This is a genomic window from Streptomyces sp. NBC_00078 (assembly GCF_026343335.1).
Taxonomy (GTDB): Bacteria; Actinomycetota; Actinomycetes; order Streptomycetales; family Streptomycetaceae; genus Streptomyces.
This window is the reverse complement of the sequence record NZ_JAPELX010000001.1, coordinates 5,734,005-5,749,999: the sequence shown is the minus strand read 5'-3', so window position 1 is coordinate 5,749,999 and position 15,995 is coordinate 5,734,005. Positions and strand designations below refer to the sequence as shown.

The 15,995-nt window shown below is 68.9% G+C and carries 16 protein-coding genes, 1 pseudogene and 1 riboswitch; of the genes and pseudogenes, 9 read left to right on the top strand and 8 right to left on the bottom strand.

The genetic code is table 11. The features are described 5' to 3' along the window. Window positions 1-117: 117 nt before the first annotated feature. Both OOK07_RS27060 and OOK07_RS27055 read right to left on the bottom strand, forming a co-directional pair. Window positions 118-501, bottom strand: coding sequence for a hypothetical protein (locus OOK07_RS27060; RefSeq protein WP_266799008.1), 384 nt, complete (start codon window positions 499-501; stop codon window positions 118-120). Between the two features lie 26 nt (window positions 502-527). Continuing rightward, a complete protein-coding gene (locus tag OOK07_RS27055; protein ID WP_266799006.1) occupies window positions 528-800 on the bottom strand; it encodes a hypothetical protein in 273 nt (90 codons plus the stop codon). Window positions 801-1,223: 423 nt separating this feature from the next. On the opposite strand from OOK07_RS27055, the gene OOK07_RS27045 reads away from it, so the two are divergent. Together OOK07_RS27045 and OOK07_RS27040 are read left to right on the top strand one after the other, a co-directional pair. Beyond that, complete coding sequence (locus tag OOK07_RS27045) at window positions 1,224-2,057, top strand: helix-turn-helix domain-containing protein (protein WP_266799004.1); 834 nt, start codon at window positions 1,224-1,226, stop codon at window positions 2,055-2,057. Next, complete coding sequence (locus tag OOK07_RS27040) at window positions 2,054-2,245, top strand: DUF397 domain-containing protein (RefSeq protein WP_266799002.1); 192 nt, start codon at window positions 2,054-2,056, stop codon at window positions 2,243-2,245. Before OOK07_RS27045 ends, OOK07_RS27040 begins: the two co-directional genes overlap by 4 nt. Before the next feature lie 93 nt (window positions 2,246-2,338). Here the strand turns inward: OOK07_RS27040 and OOK07_RS27035 are convergent, their stop codons facing one another. Both OOK07_RS27035 and OOK07_RS43750 read right to left on the bottom strand, forming a co-directional pair. Continuing rightward, window positions 2,339-4,090 carry a recombinase family protein gene (locus OOK07_RS27035; RefSeq protein ID WP_266799000.1) on the bottom strand — a complete coding sequence of 584 codons (1,752 nt, stop codon included), beginning with the start codon at window positions 4,088-4,090 and terminating at the stop codon, window positions 2,339-2,341. Window positions 4,091-4,144: 54 nt separating this feature from the next. Further along, window positions 4,145-4,219, bottom strand: a pseudogene (locus OOK07_RS43750) (SCO4848 family membrane protein); the annotation flags it as partial. A gap of 91 nt (window positions 4,220-4,310) precedes the next feature. Between OOK07_RS43750 and OOK07_RS27030 the strand changes: the two are divergent. Beyond that, window positions 4,311-5,585 (top strand): D-alanyl-D-alanine carboxypeptidase family protein, encoded by a 1,275-nt coding sequence (locus OOK07_RS27030; RefSeq protein WP_266684051.1) that lies wholly within the window; start codon window positions 4,311-4,313, stop codon window positions 5,583-5,585. Here the strand turns inward: OOK07_RS27030 and OOK07_RS27025 are convergent. Further along, window positions 5,533-6,444, bottom strand: coding sequence for a YihY/virulence factor BrkB family protein (locus OOK07_RS27025; protein ID WP_266684049.1), 912 nt, complete (start codon window positions 6,442-6,444; stop codon window positions 5,533-5,535). The genes OOK07_RS27030 and OOK07_RS27025 overlap by 53 nt on opposite strands. A gap of 284 nt (window positions 6,445-6,728) precedes the next feature. Here OOK07_RS27025 and dprE2 point away from each other — a divergent pair, with 284 nt between their 5' ends. Then, the gene (dprE2, locus tag OOK07_RS27020; RefSeq protein WP_266798997.1) at window positions 6,729-7,484 is read left to right on the top strand and encodes a decaprenylphospho-beta-D-erythro-pentofuranosid-2-ulose 2-reductase; all 756 of its coding nucleotides are present in this window, start codon (window positions 6,729-6,731) and stop codon (window positions 7,482-7,484) included. A 4-nt stretch (window positions 7,485-7,488) separates the two neighbouring features. Here dprE2 and OOK07_RS27015 read toward each other — a convergent pair whose 3' ends face one another. After that, a complete protein-coding gene (locus tag OOK07_RS27015; RefSeq protein ID WP_266798995.1) occupies window positions 7,489-8,067 on the bottom strand; it encodes a 2'-5' RNA ligase family protein in 579 nt (192 codons plus the stop codon). A 137-nt stretch (window positions 8,068-8,204) separates the two neighbouring features. Next, window positions 8,205-9,218 carry a tryptophan--tRNA ligase gene (trpS, locus tag OOK07_RS27010; protein ID WP_266684044.1) on the bottom strand — a complete coding sequence of 338 codons (1,014 nt, stop codon included), beginning with the start codon at window positions 9,216-9,218 and terminating at the stop codon, window positions 8,205-8,207. Window positions 9,219-9,349: 131 nt separating this feature from the next. Between trpS and OOK07_RS27005 the strand changes: the two genes are divergently transcribed. The 3 genes from OOK07_RS27005 (at window position 9,350) to OOK07_RS26995 (ending at window position 11,868) form a co-directional block, all read left to right on the top strand. Further along, window positions 9,350-9,904 carry an RNA polymerase sigma factor gene (locus tag OOK07_RS27005; RefSeq protein ID WP_266684043.1) on the top strand — a complete coding sequence of 185 codons (555 nt, stop codon included), beginning with the start codon at window positions 9,350-9,352 and terminating at the stop codon, window positions 9,902-9,904. Then, window positions 9,891-10,937, top strand: a complete 1,047-nt coding sequence (locus OOK07_RS27000; RefSeq protein ID WP_266798992.1) for a hypothetical protein — start codon at window positions 9,891-9,893, stop codon at window positions 10,935-10,937. Before OOK07_RS27005 ends, OOK07_RS27000 begins: the two co-directional genes overlap by 14 nt. 133 nt (window positions 10,938-11,070) lie before the next feature. After that, window positions 11,071-11,868 carry a hypothetical protein gene (locus OOK07_RS26995; RefSeq protein WP_266798990.1) on the top strand — a complete coding sequence of 266 codons (798 nt, stop codon included), beginning with the start codon at window positions 11,071-11,073 and terminating at the stop codon, window positions 11,866-11,868. Window positions 11,869-11,985: 117 nt separating this feature from the next. Here the strand turns inward: OOK07_RS26995 and OOK07_RS26990 are convergent, their stop codons facing one another. Next, window positions 11,986-13,437: a glycine hydroxymethyltransferase gene (locus tag OOK07_RS26990; protein WP_266589506.1), complete on the bottom strand. Its 1,452-nt coding sequence runs from the start codon at window positions 13,435-13,437 to the stop codon at window positions 11,986-11,988. Window positions 13,438-13,480: 43 nt separating this feature from the next. Then, a riboswitch (ZMP/ZTP riboswitch) is annotated at window positions 13,481-13,570 on the bottom strand. 102 nt (window positions 13,571-13,672) lie between these two features. Between OOK07_RS26990 and rocD the strand changes: the two genes are divergently transcribed. Together rocD and OOK07_RS26980 are read left to right on the top strand one after the other, a co-directional pair. After that, entirely contained in the window at window positions 13,673-14,878 is a 1,206-nt protein-coding gene (rocD, locus tag OOK07_RS26985) for an ornithine--oxo-acid transaminase (protein WP_266798988.1), read from the top strand. Window positions 14,879-15,022: 144 nt separating this feature from the next. Next, on the top strand, window positions 15,023-15,868 hold the full coding sequence (locus OOK07_RS26980) for a hypothetical protein (protein WP_266802027.1): 846 nt from the start codon (window positions 15,023-15,025) through the stop codon (window positions 15,866-15,868). The last annotated feature ends 127 nt before the right edge of the window (window positions 15,869-15,995 follow it).

Sequence of the window (15,995 nt, the reverse complement as noted above, 5' to 3'; positions counted from 1 at the left end):
CGTGGCCAAGATCCGTGCGCGCGTGAGGCCACCACGCACGTTGGCCAGCCACTTTCCCCCGTCGAGGGGTGCTGACCCGACTTCTCTCCGTGCGCCGGCCACCCCTGCCCAGGGCGACTACTCCCGCTTCCTGGCAAGCCACGCGAGCAACCCGGCGTTCTCCGCAAGAACCCTCCGGCGGAACGCCTCTGTCGCCGGGTCAACCACGTTCCACGAGTGTTCGCGGGCGTGGCCCCGGTAGAGCGTGCACGCATCGCCGTCCGAGCCGCCCTCGGTCTCGCAGTGCCTCAGCGACTCGAACCGCATCGCCCCGTCCGGCGTCCAGCATGCCCACAGGGCTTCTGACGGCTTGTGCTCCCACTCCCACACGAAGGCGGCGTGTTCGTCTCCATGCCACAGGCCGAGCTCGCACCGGGCCGTGTCGAGTGCGGCGTCAAGGTCCTCGCCAAAGATCCGTTTCTGTCCAGCGAGGACGGCTAACAGCAGCTCGGTGAAGGGCACTTCGGCCGTCGCGGCGCACTGACGCATCAGTCATCTCGCATCACGCGGGCATGATCGGCCACGACATGGCCGTCCGGCGTCGACTGGACGTGCGCAGGTGACGCCATCAGATGCGCCGCTACCTTCTGCACCACGTCGGCGTTCCACGTTCCCATGGCCACCATCGGACGGCCGTCCGGCGCCACACGCGGAGCCAGCCAGCCAAGATCCCGCCTCGGAACCCCGATCGCCAGCAATGCCTGGAACAACGCCTCATGCGCGTCGGAAGCGGCCTTCTTGCTGCTCTTGTAGATCTCCATCGGAATCATGAGCACCGCCCCATGCCCTGGTGCGGGTGGTTGCGGATCTCGATGTTGAGATCCGAGACCTTGGACATGTCGCGCTGTGCGCGCGCTTCCGAACGCTGCCTGCCCAACGCCTGGCACACATCGCAATCCACGTCAGGCTCCGGGTCGCCATGGAGCCTCAGCGGCAGCTCAACAGGCGGACTGGGATACGTCCTGGGCAAGCTGGTTGTATGGGTCATGTCGTCAACCCCTTGATGGTTGATGGCCACGCCCCCGGACGTTCGCCGCGTCGCGGGGGTTTCTGTCCTACGGCCTCGCGGCCGATTACCTTTCGCAGTCGCATCGTTGCCGTCCGGCGCTAGCATCAACAGGGGCTTCGCAGTGACAGCTTCGCTGGTCACCGTGACAACGTGCCCTGTCACACGGAGGTTGGGGATGACGGTCGAGGAACAGGACCTCAAGGAACAGGGCTCGATGCTGACTTTCTTCGGGTCCGAGGTACAGCGGCTACGCCAGAGGAAAGGGGTGTCCCAGGATGCCCTGGCCAAGGCCACTCATTGCGCGAGAACCCTGGTCAACAAGATCGAGAACGCCGTCCGGGTTCCGTCGAAGGACTTCGCCAAGGGCGCCGACGAGTTCCTGGACGCCGACGGGCACCTGACTCGACTGTGGCCGCTCGTCATCCTCTACGCGTATCCGAGCTGGTTCAGGCCGCTCGTGGAACTGGAGAAACAGGCCGCCGTCATCCGCACGTTTGAGCCGACGCTCGTCCCCGGACTACTACAGACCAGGGACTACGCCCGGGCAACCCTGACCGTCCGCCGAACCAACGACGTGGACACCTTGCTTGACGCCCGCATGGAACGACAGACCATCCTCGAACGGGAGAGCCCTCCAGAGCTGTGGGCCGTCATGGACGAAACCTTGTTGCGGCGGAGGGTGGGTGACGCCAGGGTGATGCGTGAACAGCTACAGCGTCTGATGGATCTGTCCGAACGGCCGTCCATCGTGATCCAAGTCGTGCCCTCCAGTATCGGCGCCCACGCTGCCGTCGCTGGCGCCTTCCACACGCTCACCTTCAAGGAAGGCGTCAAGGGCACTCGGGCGCTGCCTGTGGTCCACGCGGACGGCTTTCTGCGGGGTCAGCTTTCGGCTGATCCGGCAGACTTCAAAGCGGCGCAACGGGCCTATGATCTGCTCATGGGCGAGGCCCTGTCAGTACAAGCGTCGATCGACCTGATCGCCGACGTCATGAAGGAAACCACGTGATCCGCGCAAACAGCCTGCCCGAGGCGGCATGGCGCAAGAGCACCTACAGCGACAACGGCGGAAACACCTGCGTCGAGGTCGTTGACGGACTGTCGGCCGTGCCTGTCCGGGACTCGAAGAACAAGGAAGGCGCGGCCTTGGTCGTCAGCCGCTCGGCTTGGGCCTCGTTCGTCAACTCCGTGAAGTAGACCGCAAGGCGCAGCGAAGCCCCCTTGCCCCCGTTCAGGTCGGGGCAAGGGGGCTTCCGCTTGCAGCCGCAGCCGGACGAGGCCGCGTGACCGCTAGAGCGTCAGGAGTGCTTCCTCCTGCTCGTCCTCCTCGTCGCTGTCCTGGTTGCTCGGAAGTGGCCGCCAGTCCAACATCACGCGATTCTCGATCGCGATGTACTTCCGGGTTTCCGGGTCTCGTCCCGGACCGACTGATAGGCCGGTGAGGAACAACTCAAGGAAAGCGCGTCGCTCATATACATCCCACAATGCCCACGGCGATTCCGGCCCCAACGGGTCTTCTCCTGGTGTGAACCACTCAGCCGGAATATGAACCGCGCTGGCAGTCTTCTCATCCAACTCCGCGAGACGTGCAACGCATTGATCCTCGTACGCCCGGTACTGCTGCATGGTTGCGCGCCAGGTGGCCAGCTCATCACGGCCCCGGTACAGCCCGGCCTTACGATCCTCCTGAAGCTCCGTGATGGACTGCCTTACGTGCTCAAGGTGAGCGGCAGTCTCACGCCGTTCTTCTTCTACACCCGCCGAGTCGGTCTGCTGCGCGAACCGGAGAGCGGCGGCGGCCACCCATTCCCGGTCTTCCACATTGTTCATATCGGCATTCACGAGTCGCGCCCACACTCGCCGAGCAACGTAATCGTCGGCATACTCACGCTTGACAGTAAGCCCGCCATGCCCCTTCGGGTTGGCGCAACTGTAGTAGTCCTGCCCACCGTTGTTCTTCGTCTGCCCCATGGAGCCAGCACAGATATCGCAACGCATGAAGCGCCACCCGCTCAGGAGGCGAGCCTCAGCGGATCCACCCGGCTGCCTGTTCGTCTTGTTGCGCTTGTTCCGACGCTCCTGCAACTCAAGCCACTTGGCCCCGTCAGTGACGCCCCTATGAGGCGTCAGCGGCGAGCCGGCCTCATCGCGCGCGATGACGTTGACGTGTGCCTTCCCTCGCTTGACTCGCTCGCTGGCGAATCCTCCGATGGCCGGATGATTGAGAATCCATCGAACAGTCTGAGCACGCCACCGAATCGGGCTTTGCTCACCGGACACGCGACGCTTCTTGATGGATGCGAGACGCTTCTCAGTCGCGCGGCGTTCCGCAGTTCCGGGGGCGGGAACCCCCTCCTCCTCAAGCGTGGTTGCAATCTTGTTGTCCGAAATCCCTTCCCAGCTCATCTCAATCATGCGCTCTACGGTCGCAACGTGATCCCGGTTGTCCTCGTCCGGCTCAAGAACCGACACAACGAGATTTCCAATTCGCTCACGGACAGCCCGCATTCCGTACGGGGCGGAGCTGGAATGCCGACCACCGACAGCCTTGATTTCTTCCTTCGCACCCCGCAGACGCTCCGCCTTGATATCGCTGTCCTGCTTGGCGAGAGCGGCAATCAACGCGAAGATGGCAACGCCGATCGGGTTGGACGTGTCCAGAAAGGGCTCAAGCACGGACACAAACCGCACGCCGTATTTCTTGAACTCTTTGTCGATCTCCAGGGCATCGTGCGCGCCCTTGCGCGTCAGACGCGACAGCTCATTGACGACCACCACGTCAACCTCACCGGCACGGACGGCCTTCATGAGTTCTTCGAAGCCGGGACGCACGGCCTTTGGATCCCAACCGGACCGTCCAACGTCTTTGAACCTGTGCACCACCCGCCAACCTCGACTGTCGGACAGCGACTCACCGGCAGATACCTGCGCCTCCGGAGAGGCTTCCGACGAGTCGGGCCGCGCCTTGGACTGTCGTGCGTACACAGCGACGCGCACGGTGTCCAAGTGTTCGCTGCCGGGGAGCGTGGCGATGCCTGCCATGGTGCCTCACCTGCTGTTTTGTAGCGATCAACTTCTAATCGTTAGTTTCGCATGGAAGGTGATCCAGATGACCCAGCTCCACACCCCGAAGGCGAGCAGGAACCAGGAGACGGGGCGACTGAGCTTCATGCGTCCAGTATCGCCGCCGCCCGTTCCGTTCCGTGGCCGGGGTGGGGTGGGAGGCGGGACTTCACGCCGTGTGGCATGTACGTTCTCGTCCGTGCCCGCACCCAAGAAGACCGTCAGGCGATCCCTGCTGGTCACCTCCGCCGCCCTGTCCTCGCTCGCGCTGACCGCGCCCGTCGCCCTCGCGGCCCCCAGTCCCTCCACGAGTCCGTCGGCCACTCCCCCGGCGAACATGTCGAGCGTGGGCGGCACCCGTCTCGGGCAGGCGGGGACCCAGGTGAACCTCGGCAGCGGCGCCCCGGTGCTGCCCAAGGACATCACCGCGCGCTCCTGGGTCGTCGCGGACGCCGAGTCGGGCGAGGTGCTCGCGGCGCACAACGCGCACTGGCGGCTGCCCCCGGCGAGCACGATGAAGATGCTGTTCGCGGACACGGTGCTGCCGAAGTTCCCGAAGACGCAGAAGCACAAGGTCGTGCCCACCGACCTGGCCGGCATGGGGGCCGGTTCCAGCATGGTCGGGATAAAGGAGGGCGAGACGTACTCCGTGCGCGACCTGTGGCTCGGCGTCTTCCTGCGCTCCGGCAACGACGCCGTGCACGTCCTGTCGGCGATGAACGACGGCGTCGACAACACCGTCAAGGAGATGAACGAGCACGCCGAGGAGCTCCAGGCCCTCGACACGAACGTGGTCACACCCGACGGCTACGACGCCCCGAGGCAGGTCTCGTCCGCGTACGACCTGACGCTGTTCGCCCGTTCCGGACTGCAGAAGAAGGACTTCCGCGACTACTGCTCGACGGTCCGCACCGCGTTCCCCGGCGAGACGGAGAAGGGCAAGAAGGGCAAGTCGGTCCGCGACTCCTTCGAGATCCAGAACACCAACCGGCTGCTGACGGGCGACTCCGACGTCGACGTCTACCCGGGCATCGCCGGCGTCAAGAACGGCAACACGACGAACGCGGGCGCCACCTTCACCGGTGTCGCCGAGCGGGGCGGCAGGGTGCTGCTCGTCACCGTCATGCACCCGGAGAAGAACGAGCACAACGAGGTCTACAAGGAGACCGCCAAGCTCTTCGACTGGGGCTTCAAGGCGGCCGGGAAGGCGGCGCCGGTGGGTGCGCTGGTGGCGCCGAAGAGCGCGGAGGCGAGCGCTCAGCCGGGCGCGAACGCGACGGCGGGCCAGGCGGGCGGCGCCGGTAACACGTCCGGCACGCCGGCGGCGAGCGGCTCGGCCCCGGGCCGCTCCGGCGGCATGGGGGTCGCCCTCGCCATAAGCGGTGGTGCGCTGGTGCTGCTCGCGGCGGCCGCGTTCCTGGTCAACCGCCGCTGGCCGCTGCCGGATCTGGTACGTCGCCGGACTCGTCCGTGAGTACTTCCTGCTCCTTGCTCTGCGTCGCCGTCCACGCGGCGCAGAACAGGACCAGTTTCGCCGTGAAGTTGATCCACAGCAGCAGCGCCACCGGCACGCCGAACGCGCCGTACATGCTCTTCGCGGCCACGCCCTGCATGTAGCCGCTCAGCAGCGCCTTCAGCAGTTCGAAGCCGACCGCGCCGATCAGGGCCGCGACGACCAGGCGGTGGCGGGACGGCTCGACGCCGGGCAGCAGCGTGAGGACGTACAGGAGCAGCAGGAAGTCGGCGAGCACGGCGACGGCGAAGGCGGCGACGTACAGCAGGATGCCGCCCCAGCCGCCCTTCTCGACGCCCATCTGCCTGGTGATCCAGCCGACCATCGCGGACGCGACGGTGGAGGCGGCGAGCGTGACCAGCACGGCGCCGCCGAGCCCGACGAGGATGCCCAGGTCCTTGGCCTTGCGCAGGAGAGGGTTCTCCTCCTCGTCGGGCAGCTCCCACACCGCGCGCAGACAGTCCCGCATGGAGCCCGCCCAGCCGATGCCGGTGACCAGCAGGGCGGCGCCCGCGATGAGGCCGATGGTGCCGGCGTTGTCGACCAGGTTCTGGATGTCGAGCTGGTCGGAGATGCCGGGCACCTGTTCGGCGATCTTGTCCTGAAGGTCGGTCTGCTGTTGCTTGCTGAGCGTGGCGGCGGCGATCGCGGCGCCCACGGTGAGCAGCGGGAACAGCGCGACGAAGCTGGTGAACGTCACCGCGGCGGCGAGCCTCGTCCACTTCACCCGGTCCAGACGCTCGAACGACCGCCACGCGTGCGTGAGCGTCAGGCGCGCCACCAGCGGCCCGATGAAGGGAAGCTTCTTCAGCCAGTCCATGATCCGACTCTGCCCCAGGTACGGAAGACCAATGTGTGAGTACCCCCAATGCGCACGACAGGCGCCGGGATATGGGCCGACATCCCGTTAATCACCAGTTTCGTGGAGACGGGTCATGTTCCCTGCCAGCCGGCCGTGCGGTGGCAAATAGCAACAAATTGGCGATATGGGGGCGATACGGTCGCAAGCATGTCTGCCGACACCGTTCCCGTCACCGTGACGGGCCCAGGGCCTGACCTGTCCCGCCGTCTCGCCCTCCAGCTAGACACCTAGGAGCTGCTGTCGTGAAGGACGCCTTCGGCCTCCCCCAGTCCATGCTCGTCCTCGGCGGTACGTCCGAGATCGCGCTCGCCACCGCACGCCGGCTGATCGCGCGCCGCACGCGCACGGTGTGGCTCGCGGGACGCCCCTCGCCCGCCCTGGAACAGGCCGCCGAGCAGTTGCGCGGTCATGGTGCCGACGTGCACACCGTCGCCTTCGACGCGCTCGACCCCGACGCCCACGAGAGCGCCCTGGGCAAGGTCTTCACGGAGGGCGACGTCGACATGGTGCTGCTCGCCTTCGGGATCCTCGGCGACCAGGCGCGCGACGAGCGCGAACCGGCCGCCGCGGTGCGCGTCGCGCAGACCAACTACACGGGTGCGGTGTCGGCGGCACTGGTGAGCGCCCGCGCGCTGCAGGAGCAGGGGCACGGCTCGCTGGTGGTGCTCTCCTCCGTCGCCGGCGAACGGGCCCGCCGCAGCGACTTCATCTACGGCTCCAGCAAGGCCGGCCTGGACGCCTTCGCACAGGGACTGGGCGACGCACTGCACGGCACGGGCGTGCGCGTCATGGTCGTACGCCCCGGGTTCGTCCGGTCGAAGATGACCGCCGGACTGCCGCGGGCACCGTTCGCGACGACACCGGAGGCGGTCGCGACGGCCGTCGAACTCGGGCTGCGGCGGCGCTCGGAGACGGTATGGGTGCCGGGCGTGCTCCGCGTGGTGATGTCGGCGCTGCGGCATGTTCCGCGGGACGTGTTCCGGCGGCTGGCCCTGTAGCCGGTCAGCGGGTCGGCAGGGACCCGCGCTCCACGTGACCGGCCTGCGGCGGCACCACCGAGCGCCCGAAGGCGTACTCGCGCAGCTTGCGCCACACGCCGTCGGGACCCTGCTCGTAGAGCGCGAAGCCGGTGCACGACCAGTCCGCCTCGTAGTCGGCGAGTTCCTCGAAGGCGCGGTCCATGGCCTCTTCGTCGATGCCGTGCGCGACCGTGACGTGCGGGTGGTAGGGGAACTGCAGCTCGCGCGGCACGGGCCCGGAGGTGTCGCGGACCTGCTGCTGCAGCCAGGTGCAGGCCTCGGCGCCCTCGGCGACCCGCACGAAGACGACAGGTGACAGGGGCCGGAAGGTGCCCGTGCCGGACAGCCGCATCGGGAAGGGCCGGCCGACCACCGCGACCTCGCTCAGATGTGCCTCGACGGCCGACAGGTCACTGCCGTCGACCTCCGTCGGCGGCAGCAGGGTGACGTGCGTGGGGATGCCGTGAGCCGCGGCGTCGCCGAAGCCCGTGCGCAGCTGTTGGAGCTGGCTGCCGTAAGGCTCCGGGACCGCGATCGACACGCCGATCGTTACGGTCCCCACGTCGTCTCCTGTCGTCGTGACGGATTTGTTCTCAGCCGTCGGCTATCGACTGTAAGGCCACGGCTGTGTCGTGGGCAGGCGCAAGCGGAGTGATGTGCAGCGCTCTGCCGGGTGAAACGGGTGTCCGGCGGTGTGCGTCAGTGCTTCGCGGGCAGGAAGCCCACCCGGTCGTACGCCTGGGAAAGGGTCTCCGCGGCCACGGCGCGCGCCTTCTCCGCGCCCTTGGCCAGGATCGAGTCGAGCGTCTCCGAGTCGTCCAGGTACTGCTGGGTGCGCTCCTTGAAGGGCGTCACGAACTCGACCATCACATCGGCGAGGTCCGTCTTGAGCGCGCCGTACATCTTGCCCTCGTACTCCCGCTCCAGCTCGGCGATCGACTTGCCCGTGAGGGTCGAGTAGATGGTGAGCAGGTTGCTGATGCCGGGCTTGTTCCCGACGTCGTAGCGGATGACGGTGTCGGTGTCGGTGACCGCGCTCCTGACCTTCTTGGCGGTGGCCTTGGGGTCGTCGAGGAGGTTGATGAGGCCCTTCGGCGTGGAGGCCGACTTGCTCATCTTGATCGACGGGTCCTGCAGGTCGTAGATCTTCGCCGTCTCCTTGAGGATGTACGGCTTCGGGATCGTGAACGTCTGGCCGAAGCGGCCGTTGAAACGCTCCGCGAGGTCGCGGGTGAGCTCGACGTGCTGGCGCTGGTCCTCGCCGACCGGGACCTCGTGCGCCTGGTAGAGCAGGATGTCGGCGACCTGGAGGACCGGGTACGTGAACAGGCCCACGGACGCACGGTCGGCGCCCTGCCTGGCGGCCTTGTCCTTGAACTGGGTCATGCGGGAGGCCTCGCCGAAGCCGGTGAGGCAGTTCATGACCCAGGCCAGCTGGGCGTGCTCGGGGACATGGCTCTGGATGAAGAGCGTGCAGCGGTCGGGATCGAGACCGGCAGCGAGGAGCTGGGCGGCGGCGAGCCTGGTGTTGGCACGCAGGTCGGCGGGGTCCTGCGGAAGCGTGATCGCGTGCAGGTCGACGACCATGTAGAACGCGTCGTGAGTCTCCTGCAGGGCCACCCACTGGCGGACGGCGCCGAGGTAGTTGCCGAGGTGGAACGAGCCTGCGGTGGGCTGGATTCCGGAGAGCACACGAGGACTGTCAGAGGCCATGTTCACCATTCTCTCAGGTCCGTCGAGCCGATCCGGAACTGGTCGGAAACAGGTGGGAACCGATCCGTCTTCCGCGGTGTAACAAGGGTGTGAGGACGCGGGAGGGGGGCCGCATCGTCGATGAGGCCGCGGTGATCGCACGCGTACGCGCCGGAGAGCCGGAGGCGTACGCGGAGCTGGTGCGGGCCCATACGGGCATCGCACTCAGGGCGGCCGCGGCACTCGGGGCGGGTGCGGACGCGGAGGACGTGGTGCAGCAGGCCTTCGTGAAGGCGTACTGCGCGCTGGGCGGGTTCCGGGACGGGGCGGTGTTCAGGCCGTGGCTGCTGTCGATCGTCGCCAATGAGACCAGGAACACAGTGCGGACGGCTGCGCGACAGCGCACGCTCGCCGGCCGGGAGGCGGCGCTGGCGGAGCCGCTGATACCGGAATCGGCGGATCCGGCGGTGGCGACGCTTCGGACGGAGCGCCGCACGGCCCTGCTGTCCGCCCTGGAGCAGCTGAGCGAGGAGCACCGCCTGGTCGTCACCTACCGCTATCTCCTGGAGATGGACGAGTCCGAGACGGCCCAGGCCCTGGGCTGGCCTCGCGGGACGGTCAAGTCCCGCCTCAACCGCGCCCTGCGCAAACTGGGCCGGTTCCTGCCGGATCTCGAGCCTCGGGAAGGGGGTGATGAGCGTGAGTGAGGGACGGAGTGGCTACGACGCCGAGGGCGGCCGTGGTCCGGAGGGCGCCGGTGGCCGGGGGCCGCGCGGGCGACAGCACGGGAGTGGTGCTTCCCGGCTGCCCGACGAACTGCGGGCGCTGGGCAGGTCACTGGATCCGACCGGGGCGGGCGACGGCGACGGGGCCGGCGCTGCCCTCGGCTCCGAGACGATGGTCGAGCGGGTGCTGGGACAGATACTGGCCGAGCACATGCTGGTTCCGGTGGCCGAGCCCCGGGGTGCCCGTGAGCGGTTGCGTACGGTCCGGCGCTGGGCGCGGCTGCGGTGGCGCTCACTGACCGCGGCCCTCTGCGGACTGCTGACGGTGCTCGCGCTCACGCCCCCGGTGCGGGCCGCGGTCCTGGACTGGTTCGACTTCGGCGGGGTCGAGGTGCGGTACGACCCGTCGGCGGTGCCGTCACCCGGCGCCGAGGTGCCCGGCTGCGGCAGGTCCGTGTCACTCGGGCAGGCCGAGCACCGGGCCGGCTTCGAGCCGCTGGTCCCGGACGCACTCGGTGTGCCGGACACGGTGACGGTCAGCGGTGAGCCGCAGGGGCGGTTCCTGGTGAGCCTGTGCTGGCGAGCGGCCGGGCACACGGTCCGGCTGGACGAGTTCCCGGCCTCGCTGGATCTCGGCTTCACCAAGACGGTGCGCGAGCCGCCGGAGTGGCTCGCGCTGAGCGGCGAGCCTTCGGCGGACGGCGTGCAGGACTACGCCCTGTGGTTCCCCCGCCCCCACCTGCTGAGCTTCTGGCTCGTGGACGGGGACGGCCACCGCTTCACGCGAGCAGAGCGGGCCGCCGGGCCGACGCTGCTGTGGACCCATGGAGGCCTGCTCGGAGGCGGGGACCGAGGCGGGGATGTGACGCTCCGGCTGGAAGGCGTGGCGTCACAGGGCCGGGCTGTGGAGATCGCGAAGTCGCTCAACAAGTCGGCCCAGAAGTCTTCGAGGTCCTCCAAGGCCCTCAAGTCCGCGGAGTCCTCTGGCTCCTGGGACTCCTCGGACTCCTCGTAATAGTTCGCGGGTGGTGGGAACCCCGGCGGGTCGGGCGGTGTACCAGAAGTGACACGCGGCTCGCGGAGGGCCGGACGGGAGCGAGTGGTTGGGGGACGGCATGCGTGGATGGAGGCGCGGAGTTCGTGAACGGATGGCAGGCCGAAGCATGTCGATGGCGGCGAGGCTTGCAGCACTTCTGCCGACGGCGGCAGCGCTGGTCCTGAGCGGGATGCCGAGCGGTGCGGCGGCGGTTGCACAGCACCGGGCCCGAGCAGGCGTCCGGACACACACCGCCGCACAGACACAGGCACAGGTGCGGGCGGGGGCACAGGCACAGGTGCGGGACTTTCCGGACCTGGCGATGATCATCGCGGGCGGCTCGGGCCGGACGGCGGTGCTGAAAGCGGGGCAGCCCGCCTTCGCCCACCTCCGGCAGTTGCTGAGGCCGGACTACACGGGGACGGAGCGGGTGCCGGAGGCCTGGACGGAGGGCCGCTTTCCGCCGGTGGACTTCACCGTGGTCTGGGGCCTGACGGGGGTGGGAGGGTATCCGCAGACGAACCGCGCGCCGGGCGGTGACGTGGCGGTCGAGCGGCAGGACCAGCTGTTGCTGGCGGCGGACGGCACGCCCTGGATCCGCAGCGATCCGGCGCCGGACATCGAGGACGACGACATCCGCTGGCACCGGGCACCGCGCTCGATCTTCGTGGATCTGGAGCGGGAGAAGGTGCTCGCCGGGCTCGGCGAGAGCGCGACCGCGGCCCGTCCCACCGGCGGCGCGGCCGCCCGGTCCGGGGCCCGCGGGGGCAGTTCCCGGTGGGCGGTGCCGGGGCTGGCTGTGGGGCTCGTGGTCGGTGCCGGCGGCACGTTGCTGATACGCCGCGCGGCGGCCCGGCCGGGAGCCGGACCGCCGCGCGAGGAGCCACGACAGGAACTCATCGATCTTTGACCGTCGTGGGTTGCGCTTCGACGGTCACGGACCTTGGAGTCCCCGGTCCTTGACAACTCAAGAGGGCGTTTGCCAGAGCGTTCGCCATGACGTTCGCCACTCCGGAGGGGCCGCGAGTCAGCCCAGGTCGATCTCCGGGTACAGCGGGAAGCCGGCCACGAGGTCGGTGGCACGGTGCGAGATCTCGTCCGCGATCTTCGGGTCCAGGATGTGCTGGGCCTTGGAAGTGGCACCGGACTTGGTGGTGCCCGGCTCGGCCGTGGTGAGGACACGGTCGATCAGGCCGGCCACCTCGTCCATCTCGGCGGTGCCCAGGCCACGCGTGGTCAGGGCGGGGGTGCCGATGCGGATGCCGGAGGTGTACCAGGCGCCGTTGGGGTCGGCCGGGATGGCGTTGCGGTTGGTGACGATGCCCGAGTCGAGCAGGGCCGCCTCGGCCTGGCGGCCGGTGAGGCCGTAGGAGGTGGCGACGTCGATCAGGTTGAGGTGGTTGTCGGTGCCGCCGGTCACCAGGGTCGCGCCCCGGCGCATGAGGCCGTCCGCGAGCGCCCGCGAGTTGTCGACGATGCGCTGGGCGTAGTCCTGGAAGGAGGGCTGCCGGGCCTCGGCGAGAGCGACGGCCTTGGCCGCCATGACGTGCGGGAGCGGGCCACCGAGGACCATCGGGCAGCCGCGGTCGACCTGGTCCTTGAGGGAGTCGTCGCACAGGACCATGCCACCGCGCGGGCCGCGCAGCGACTTGTGGGTGGTGGTGGTGACGATCTGGGCGTGCGGGACCGGATCGAAGTCACCGGTGAGGACCTTGCCTGCGACGAGACCGGCGAAGTGCGCCATGTCCACCATGAGCGTGGCACCGACCTCGTCGGCGATCTCGCGCATGATGCGGAAGTTCACCAGGCGGGGGTAGGCGGAGTAGCCGGCGACGATGATCAGCGGCTTGAACTCGCGGGCGGAGACGCGCAGGGCCTCGTAGTCGATCAGGCCGGTGCCGGGGTCGGTGCCGTAGGAGCGCTGGTCGAACATCTTGCCGGAGATGTTCGGGCGGAAGCCGTGCGTCAGGTGGCCACCCGCGTCCAGGGACATGCCGAGCATGCGCTGGTTGCCGAAGGCCTGGCGGAGTTCGGCCCAGTCGGCTTCGGAGAGGTCGTTGACCTGGCGGACACCGGCCTTCTCCAGGGCGGGGGTCTCCACGCGCTGGGCGAGGACCGACCAGAAGGCGACCAGGTTGGCGTCGATACCGGAGTGCGGCTGGACGTAGGCGTGGCGGGCGCCGAAGAGCTCCTTGGCATGCTCGGCGGCGAGCGACTCGACGGTGTCGACGTTGCGGCAGCCGGCGTAGAAGCGGCGGCCGATGGTGCCCTCGGCGTACTTGTCGCTGAACCAGTTGCCCATCGCGAGAAGGGTGGCCGGGGAGGCGTAGTTCTCCGAGGCGATCAGCTTCAGCATCTCGCGCTGGTCGTGGACCTCCTGGCCGATGGCGTCGGCGACCCGCGGCTCCACGGCACGGATCACGTCAAGGGCGGCACGGAAGGCGGTGGACTCGGTGGACAGGGGCTGCTGCTCTGGCATGTCGTCGGCCTCCGGGTGGCGTGGCTTGAAGCATTCACGGTTCACGGTTGGCCCAGGCGCACGGCACTCGCTCACTCGCAGGCCGCTCCCCGATGGTCGATCCCATCCCAGCGCGCCAGTCACGGCCCGCCGGTCAGACTACCGGGCGCGCCGGAAGGCGGAGGTCCCGCGTCCACCATGCGAGCGACGATAGGAAGGGGGACACCCTCAGCTTCTGGCACCCCCTGGAGATCCCGTGACCACTACGGAGAGCCTCATCGCCGCCGCCGACGCGCACAGCGCGCCCACCTACCACCCGCTGCCCGTGGTCGTCGCGTCCGCGGACGGGGCGTGGATGACGGATGTCGAGGGGAGGCGGTATCTGGACCTGCTGGCCGGTTACTCGGCGCTCAACTTCGGCCATCGCAACAGGCGGCTCGTGGAGGCGGCGAAGGCGCAGCTGGAACGGGTGACGCTGACGTCGCGGGCGTTCCACCACGACCGGTTCGCGGCATTCTGCTCCGAGCTCGCCGAACTGTGCGGGATGGAGATGGTGCTGCCGATGAACACGGGCGCGGAAGCGGTGGAGACCGCGGTGAAGACAGCCCGGAAGTGGGGGTACCGGGTCAAGGGCGTGCCCGCGGAGATGGCGAAGATCGTGGTCGCGGGCAACAACTTCCACGGCCGTACGACAACGGTCATCAGCTTCTCCACCGACGCCGAGGCCCGGGCGGACTTCGGGCCGTACACGCCGGGCTTCGAGATCGTGCCGTACGGCGATCTGACGGCGATGCGGGCGGCGATGACGGAGAACACGGTCGCCGTGCTGCTCGAGCCGATCCAGGGCGAGGCGGGTGTGCTGGTGCCGCCGGCCGGCTATCTGCCGGCGGTGCGGGAGCTGACGCGGGAGCGGAACGTGCTGTTCGTGGCGGACGAGATCCAGTCGGGGCTCGGGCGGACGGGCGCGACCTTCGCGTGCGAGCAGGAGGGGGTCGTCCCCGATGTGTATGTGCTCGGGAAGGCGCTGGGCGGCGGGATCGTGCCGGTGTCCGCGGTGGTGTCGAGCGCCGAGGTGCTCGGGGTGTTCCGGCCCGGGGAGCACGGATCGACGTTCGGTGGGAATCCGCTGGCCTGCGCGGTGGCGCTGGAGGTGATCGCGATGCTGCGGACTGGCGAGTTCCAGGCGCGGTCGGCCGAGCTGGGCGGCCATCTGCACCGGGAGCTGGGGGCGTTGACCGGCACCGGGCGGGTCATGGCGGTGCGGGGCCGGGGGCTGTGGGCGGGCGTCGACATCAGTCCGGCGTTGGGGACGGGGCGGGAGGTGTCGGAGAAGCTGATGGAGCGGGGGGTGCTGGTGAAGGACACGCACGGGTCGACGGTGCGGATCGCGCCCCCACTGGTGATCGGGAAGGAGGATCTGGACTGGGGGCTCGGTCAGCTGCGGGGAGTGCTCGGCGTGTGAGATCCCGTATCGGTGCGGTCCGTGTCTCCCGTTGATGCGCCTGTCCTGCGGTGGTCGGGGGCTGGCTGAAGATCGGTGAGAGCGCCCGCCGAAGCACTCCCGGCCGTGGCCCGCCTCCCCTACAGTCACTTTGTGATCTTTGGGATGGTGTGCGCTCTCGGCGCGGCGGTTTGCTTCGGTACAGCGACGGTGTTGCAGGCGGTCGCCGCGCGGGCGGCGAGTGCGGGCGGGGGCGGAGAGGCGGCGCTGCTGCTGCGGGCGCTGCGGCAGTGGCGGTACATGGCCGGGCTCGCGCTGGACGGGCTGGGGTTCGTGCTGCAGATCGCGGCGCTGCGGTCGATCCCGATCTACGCGGTCGCGGCGGCCCTTGCATCAAGCCTCGCAGTCACGGGAGTGGTCGCAGCGCGACTGCTGCAGGTGCGGTTGAGCGGGGTGGAGTGGGGCGCGGTCGGCGTGGTGTGTGCCGGGCTCGCGATGCTGGGGCTGGCGTCCGGGGCGGAGGGGGATCGCGCCGGGTCGACCGCTCTGAAGTGGGCGATGCTCGCGGTTGCCGTGGCCGTGCTGCTGCTCGGGCTGGTCGGCGGGCGGTGGTCCGGGCGGGGGCGGGCGCTGATGCTCGGGTCGGGGGCCGGGTTCGGGTTCGGGGTGGTGGAGGTGTCGGTACGGCTGATCGACTCGCTCGCACCGTCGGAACTGTTCACCAACCCGGCGACGTACGCCCTCCTGCTCGGCGGAGGTGCCGCTTTTCTGCTGCTGACCACCGCCCTGCAGCGCGGATCGGTGACCACGGCGACGGCCGGGCTGGTGATCGGCGAGACGATCGGACCCGCGACGGTGGGCGTGGTGTGGCTCGGGGACCGTACGCGGGAGGGGCTCGCCTGGCTGGCGGTGCTGGGGTTCGTCATCGCGATCGCGGGGGCACTGGCGCTGGCGCGATTCGGGGAGGCGCCGGCGGAGGAAAAGTCGGCGGCGGAAGAGGCCACCGTCTGACCTGCCGCCCATCCCATTGGCGCCCCTCCCATTGGCGCCCATCCTATTGAAGCCATTCGCGGCCCATGGCCGTCCATCGCGGATCTTGTTGTCGGGCTGATCGTCGCGATCAACAACTGGAACCGGA